Below are 6,890 nucleotides of genomic sequence, written 5' to 3'. Positions count from 1 at the left end.
CCACCAGCGTATCGAGGCCGGGCTCGTAGATCGGCATGCGGCCCTCGTTGAGGGCGGCGATCTTTTCGGGATCCTTGTCGATGCAGACGACCTCGTGTCCGAAATCGGCAAGGCAGGCACCCGACACCAGGCCGACATAGCCCGAGCCAATCATCGCAATCTTCATCGAGACCTCCGAACCTTCCGCGGCATCTTCATCAGACCAGACCGAACAATTTCGGCCACGACCTTACAGTATCCTTTAACAAAATCCGAAATTTTAAATATGACCTGCGTTCAAACTCGGTAGAAATCCCGGTACCAGCGCACGAACTTTTCCACGCCTTCCTCGATCGGCGTGTGCGGCCGGAAATCGACGGCCTGTGCAAGGTCATCGACATCGGCATAGGTCATTGGAACGTCGCCGGGCTGCATCGGCAGCATCTCCTTGACCGCCTTCTTGCCGAGACAATCTTCCAGCACTTCGATGAGGCGCATCAGTTGCACCGGCTGATTGTTGCCGATGTTGTACAGCCGGTACGGGGCGCGGCTCGTCCCGGGATCCGGCTGCCGGGGATCCCAGAGCGGGTTCGGCTGCGGCAGATGCGCACCGATCCGCTTCACGCCCTCGACGATGTCGTCGATATAGGTGAAATCGCGCTGCATCTCGCCGTTGTTGAAGACCTTGATCGGCTCGCCGGCGAGGATGGCGCGCGTGAACAAGAACAAAGCCATGTCCGGCCGATACCATGGGCCGTAGACGGTGAAGAAGCGCAGGCCGGTGGTGCGCAGTCCGTAGACATGACTGTAGGTGTGAGCGAACAGCTCGTTCGATTTCTTCGTCGCCGCGTAGAGGCTGACGGGATGGTCGACGTTGTCGTGCACCGTGAACGGGATCTTCGCGAGCGCACCGTAGACCGAACTGGACGATGCGTAGAGCAGGTGCTCGCAACCGGCGTGCCGGCAGCCCTCCAGGATGTTCAGGAAGCCGTCGACATTGCTGCGCGTGTAGGCGTGGGGGTTCTGCAGCGAGTACCGGACGCCGGCCTGCGCGGCGAGGTGCACGACGAGCGGGAATCTTCGGGTCTCAAACAGCCGCGACGTTGCTTCGCGGTCGGCGAGATCCGCCTTCACGAAGGTGAAGTTGCCGTAGTCGGCGAGCCTGTCGAGACGGGCCTGCTTCAGCGCCGGATCGTAGTAGTCGTTGAGATTGTCCAATCCCACGACCTCGAGGCCCTCATCGAGATAGCGCCTCGCGACGTGATACCCGATGAAGCCCGCGGCTCCCGTGACCAAGATTGGCTTCATTGTCGATCCCATCCGCCGTTCTCAGGGCTCGCCACCGGATTCAGCTCCGCTCGCCGCCTCGGTCTGCCCATTTCACCCGGGCAAACGCGGCCTGCATGAGCGGATCGACGTGGAAGCGCTCGGGATCGAAGCGTTCACGGCCGAGCCGATCGTACTTCCAGTTGAAGTTGATCTCGCGGAAGTGCCGGAACTGGAACCGGCGCCCGACGACGCGGGCCGGCAACCACTTCGCGATGGTGTGGATGTGCCACTGGGCGCCCGCCGGGCAGCGCGACGGCACCAGTGCCCATTTCGGCCGGCACCGCGTCGGCGAGTAGGGGATGATGCCGTGCCGAAAGCCGCGCTTCGGCGTCACGACATGCGTGAAGTCGCGGAAGCGTATGGGCGCGGTGCCGTCCGGGGTCGGCGTGATGTCGTCGAGGCCGACGACCCAGTCGCCGAAGAACGAGACGACACCCGTCAGGCTGCGCTCGACCGCCGCGAAGATCGAGGCGCCGCTTCGCGAGACCACGAGTTCGTCGATGTCGCAGTTCAGCACGCTGCGGGCCTTTCCGAGGAAGCGCCACCGCGCGACCTCGAAGGCGCCGAGCTGGGAGAAGTTGGAATCCCAGTACTGATAGCTTCCGATCCCGGGCGGGCCGTGCCGGAACGGCCACTCGACGACCACGGCCACCTTGATCCCCTCGATCGCCGCGATCGTCTCCAGGAGCTGCTGCGCGGTGTAGGCGGTCGATGCGTTGTCGAAGATCAGGACCGCGGTGGCGCCGTGCACGTCCCTGTAGAAGCGGACCCAATCCGCGATCCATTCGAGGCGGTTGTTCTTCGAGAGCGTGAAGACGACGCGCTGATCGCGAAACAGGTCGAACTGCTCGTCGTTGGGCTTGATCGGGAAGCGGCCCAGGCTGCAATCGAGCGTCAGATGCCGGCTGTTCGCCGGGCCTTCGAGAAGGATCTGCGTCTGACGGTCGAGCGAGCGCACCGAGAAGGGGATGTCGTCCTCGGCGCCGGCCTGACGGAAGTGTCCGCTCTGGATCTCGGGGAGAAGGTTGAGGAGCGCGGGCGCGACGATGCGGACCTGCCCCGTCTCCGGCGAACGGATCGCGTCGTAGACGAGCGTGTGCCGGTCGAACCGTGCCTCGAAGGTCTCGTCGCGGTAGGCGGCCGGACGCGACGGCTCGCGCAGGAGCGGGGCGCCTTCGTCCAGGCTGACGGATGCGACCTGAACGATCTTGGACATCGGCAAGCGGTTCGCGTCCCTGTGTTCGACCATCGCGGCGTTGCGGCGTCCTCTTCCGGAAGCGGGCCGCGACTCGATCACGGCGTCCGGGTGCGTGCGGGCAAGGGGGCGGGGCTGCGGGATCATCGGAGCGCTACAATCCGGCCATCGCGCCGGCGACGCGGGCCATGACCCAGGGGGCCCGGCCCGGACGACGGCCGATGGCCGCCAGCGTCAGCGTGCATGCCTCATCCATTGCGCGGCTCCTGACGGCCTGTTGTGCGCAGTAGGTCAGCAGGCTGACCTGGCCGCGCCGGCGAAGATCCTGGAGCGCTGCTCCGGGAATACGGCCGGTGATGAGAGGATCGGCGAAGATCGTCTCGAAGGCCGGCTCGAAATCCGAGAAACGACGCTGCTTGTGCATCATGACGCTCGTCTGATGGACGCGGTAATCCATGACGCGCCGACGCACATGCGCGAACGGCCCCAGGGCCGCGAGGCGGCACCAGAAGTGCCAGTCCTCGCAGAGCGCCAGCGCCGGATCGAACCCGTTCGCGCGCTGGCAGGCGTCGCGGGCGCAGATCACGACGCCGCCATTGATCAGGAAGTTGCCGGCGAGCAGCGCGGTCAGGACGTCGCCGCTCGGCTTGGCGCGATGGCGATGCAGGAAGCGGCGGCGGCCGAAGGCGTGCCCGTCGCGGTCGATGCGCTCGTAGTCGCCGTAGACGGCGACGAGTCCGGGCCGGGCCTCGGCGAGGAGGGCGGACAGCGCGTCCGGGACCAGGCGATCGTCCGCGTCGAGGAAGAGCAGCCAGGGCGAGCGGCTCGCGGCGATGCCGGCATTGCGCGCCGCCGAGACGCCGCGGCCGGGATTGCGCATCAGCGTCAGGCGCGGATCCTCGATGCGCGCGAGTTCGTCCAGGGTGCCATCGGTCGATCCGTCATCGACGACGATCACCGCGTCGAGCACGGCCGCGCCGTCCGGCCCGACCTGGGCGAGGGCGCTCGCGACGGCCTCGGTGACGAAGGGCAGGCCGTTCCGCACGGCGATGATCACGCTGACGGCGGAGGTCGGACCGGAACGGTCCGGACCGGGATGGGACGGCGCGCGCGGCATGCTAGCGGCCATGGATCGTCTTGTATTCGAGGTGGCGATGGCCGAGCAGCGCCGCGATCTTGCCGCCGACGCGGGCGGCGAGCCGCTGGCCCTCGAACAGGCGGGCCTGATTCCAGAACAGCGCGAGGTTCAGGAGCGCGACGGCCAGGGCCCCGACGATCTTGACGCTCTCGCGCAGGACGGTGAAGCCGGGCGGGCGGCGCTTGATGTTGACCAGCATGTCGGAATTGCCGGTGCTGAAGGCGCGCTGGATCGCCCAGGTCTGGCTGCACCGGCTCGCCGGCATCTCCTCGTTCACGCAGGCCTCGTCGGCCCAGGCGAAGCGCTTGCCGTCGAGCTTCAGCCCGATCATCAGGTCCTTGTCCTCGCCGCCGGTCAGGGCGAAGGACGGGTCGAACCAGGGCGGCGCCATCCCGCGGAAGAGCTCGGCATCGAGCAGGACGTTGCTCGTCGCGTCGACGAGGTCCGTGGGGCCGCTCCGGCGCGTGCCCGGAGCGTAGTTGTTGGCGTCCGCCAGGTAAGCCGCCACGGGGACTTCGAAGGCGCGCCGCACCGGCCCGCCGACGACGTGGGCCCCGCACCGGGCCTGGACCGCGAGGAGGGCCTCGATCCAGTTCGGCTCGGGCCACTCGTCGTCGTCGATCATGGCGATGAAGCGGGTCTCCGGCCTTGCGATCGCGCGGGCGACCAGGGCGTTGCGCACCTGGGCGATGCCGCGCTCCGTCACGGCGATCGCCTCGATCGGGTGCGGGTAGCCGGTCCGCTGCAGCCCGGCGACGACGGCGAGCCCGTCCGCGGCGCCGTCCTCCCGGGTGTCGTTGTCGGCGACGATGATCGCGATCGGGTGGCGGATGCCCGCCAGACGCTCGAGGAGCCGGGTCAGACCCGCGCGGCGGCGATAGGTCGGCACCGCGACGACCACCGCGGGGGCGGCCGCGGGGGCGACCGATTGCGGGGCCGGGCCGGCGAGGCCGCCGGGGGCGGGGCTCGGTGCCCGATCGATCGAGGACGCGTCCATGGCCGGGTCCGCCCTCCGGTTACGCGACACGCTGCAGGGCGTGGGCCCGCCGATACTGGCCGTAGCCCTGGCCCCGGTGCCGGCCCATGGAGCGGACATCGACCATGTTGAGCACGATGCCGATCAGGCGCTCGCGCAGACGGCCGGCCCCCTGCACGGCCTCCGTGACCGCCTCGGAGGGCGTCGCCCCCCACTGCGCCACGAAGATGCAGCCGTCGAACAGGCCGGCGGCGGCCTTCGCGTCGATGACGGAGAGGACGGGCGGCAGGTCGATGACGATCACGTCGTAGCGCGACTTCAGGCTCTCCATCAGCCCGGCCATGGTCATGGAGGAGAGCAGGTCGCTGATGTCGGACCGGTCGCGCCCGTTGGGCGCCGGCATGATGCGCAGCCCCGTCGCGGCGTCGGTCTGGGTGACCTCGTCGGGATCGACCTCGCCGAGCAGGACTTCGAGGAGCCCGCGGGTCGCGCCCGGCACCAGGGCGCGCGACAGGGACGGGTTGCGCAGGTCGCCGTCGATGAGGAGGACGCGGCCGCGGGCCCGCGCCATCAGCCGGGCGAGGTTGGCGGCGATGGTCGATTTTCCCTCGCCCGGAACCGCCGAGGTGAAGCCGATCGTCTTCAGGTTCTGCTCGGTGCGCCGTGCCTCCACGATCATGCGCAGCTCGCGGATCGATTCGGCGAAGCCCGACAGGGGCCGGTTGACGACCTCCGCCAGCATCTCCTGCGGGTTGGGACGGCCGGCGACCTTGGGGATGCTGGCGAGGTGCAGGACGTCCGCCGCCTCCTCGGCCTGTGCGCCGGTGCGCAGGCTGCTGTCCGTGATGTCGCGCATCCAGCCGATGCCGAAGCCGAGGCAGGAGCCCGCGATCAGGGCGCCCAGCAGCGTCAGCAGGGATTTCGGCTGGCTCTTCTTCAGGGGCGGCGACGCGCTGGTCACGACCCGCGTCTCGGTCAGGGGGAAGGATTGCTGCTGGACCGACTCGGCGTAGCGCTGGAGGAAGCTGTCGTAGACCGCCCGCAGGCTCTGGGCGTTGCTCTCCAGCTCCCGCGCGTGGACCTGCGCGCTGTTGGTCTCGTTGCTGCGCTCGACGGTGCGGGCGAGGTCGTTGGTCAGCCCTTCCGCGCGGGCCTGCGCGATCTGGTAGTCGCTGCGGTAGCCCTCGCCGATCCGCTTCAGCTCGTCGAAGATCGAGGCGCGCACGTTCTGCATGTCGGCGCGCAGGCGGCGCGGCGCCTCGTGGTCGCGGCCCAGGCGCGAGGTGAGATCCGCCTCGCGCTTGGTCATGTCGAGATAGGTGTCGCGCAGCTTGACGATGACCTCGTTGTGGAGCGCGTCCGCGACCGAGAGGTCGAGCTTGCTCCCAGAGGTCACCTGCCCGATCCGGTCGAGCTTGGCCTTCGCCTCGTTGGTCGCCGCCCGCGCCAGCGAGAGCTGCGAGGTGATCTCGGCGATCTGCTGCTCGTCCAGCAGGCGGCCGCCGGTGTTGACGATGTTGTGCTTGCTCTTGAAGGCGACGACGGCCTGCTCCGCCTCGGTCGCCTGCTTGCCGAGTTCCTTGATGCGGTCCTGCATCCAGGCGGCGGCGCGGCGGCGCGCGCTGTACTTCGCTTCAAGGTCGTCGGAGACGTAGGCTTCCGCCACGGCGTTGGCGATCTTGGCCGCCTGCTCCGGATCGGGCGAGAGGAAGCTGATCTCGAACACGTAGGTGACGCCGACGCGCTTGACGTAGAGGCGGTCCTGGAACGCCTCGATCGTCCGGCGCTCGCGCTCGTAATCCGTCGGCGCCGAGGCGGGCAGGACCAGCTGGAGCGCGCTCTTGATGAGACCGATCGGGCCGCTCGGCTCGTTGAAGGCCGGATCGTTCACGAGATCGAACGTCTTGATCACCGCCTTCGCGACGTTCTCGGACTTCAGGATCTCGCCCTGGCTCTCGACGACGGCGCTGTCGACCGGCGTCACCAGCCCGCCGCTCCCCTGCTGCTGGTATTCCGTCGATTTGCGCGGATCGATGACCATCTCCGCGGTGGCGAGATACTGCTTCGGCGTCAGCAGGAGGTAGACGACGGCGAGGGCGAGGAAGACCGCGGTGGTGCCCGCGATCAGCACGCGGTGGCGCATCACCGCCGCCTTGGCCTGCAGCAGGATCTCCGTCGGCGACGACATCGGATCGATCGCCCACGAATTCGAGAAGTCCCGGTGATCGATTTTCACGCTACGCCCCCTGCACGCTGTCCGTCTGACACGATGC

Annotated in this window: 6 protein-coding genes; all 6 read right to left on the bottom strand. The window is 68.2% G+C overall.

Features of this window, described 5'->3' with window-relative positions:
• Positions 1–166 (bottom strand): 2-dehydropantoate 2-reductase N-terminal domain-containing protein (locus ABS772_RS23300; protein ID WP_350397067.1); only part of this gene is annotated, 166 nt, incomplete at its 3' end.
• Positions 167–276: 110 nt separating this feature from the next.
• Positions 277–1,287, bottom strand: a complete 1,011-nt coding sequence (locus ABS772_RS23295) for an NAD-dependent epimerase (protein ID WP_350397066.1) — start codon at positions 1,285–1,287, stop codon at positions 277–279.
• A 40-nt stretch (positions 1,288–1,327) separates the two neighbouring features.
• On the bottom strand, positions 1,328–2,524 hold the full coding sequence (locus ABS772_RS23290) for a hypothetical protein (RefSeq protein WP_350397065.1): 1,197 nt from the start codon (positions 2,522–2,524) through the stop codon (positions 1,328–1,330).
• Positions 2,525–2,657: 133 nt separating this feature from the next.
• Positions 2,658–3,632, bottom strand: a complete 975-nt coding sequence (locus ABS772_RS23285; RefSeq protein ID WP_238255241.1) for a glycosyltransferase — start codon at positions 3,630–3,632, stop codon at positions 2,658–2,660.
• Entirely contained in the window at positions 3,622–4,638 is a 1,017-nt protein-coding gene (locus ABS772_RS23280; protein WP_350397064.1) for a glycosyltransferase family 2 protein, read from the bottom strand. The genes ABS772_RS23285 and ABS772_RS23280 overlap by 11 nt, the downstream gene beginning before the upstream one ends.
• 19 nt (positions 4,639–4,657) lie before the next feature.
• A complete protein-coding gene (locus ABS772_RS23275) occupies positions 4,658–6,805 on the bottom strand; it encodes a polysaccharide biosynthesis tyrosine autokinase (protein ID WP_350397062.1) in 2,148 nt (715 codons plus the stop codon).
• Positions 6,806–6,890 lie beyond the last annotated feature (85 nt).

Source organism: Methylorubrum podarium (assembly GCF_040270385.1).
Lineage (GTDB): Bacteria > Pseudomonadota > Alphaproteobacteria > Rhizobiales > Beijerinckiaceae > Methylobacterium > Methylobacterium podarium.
The sequence above is the reverse complement of the archived record's forward strand: the minus strand, read 5'-3'. Positions and strand labels throughout refer to the sequence as shown.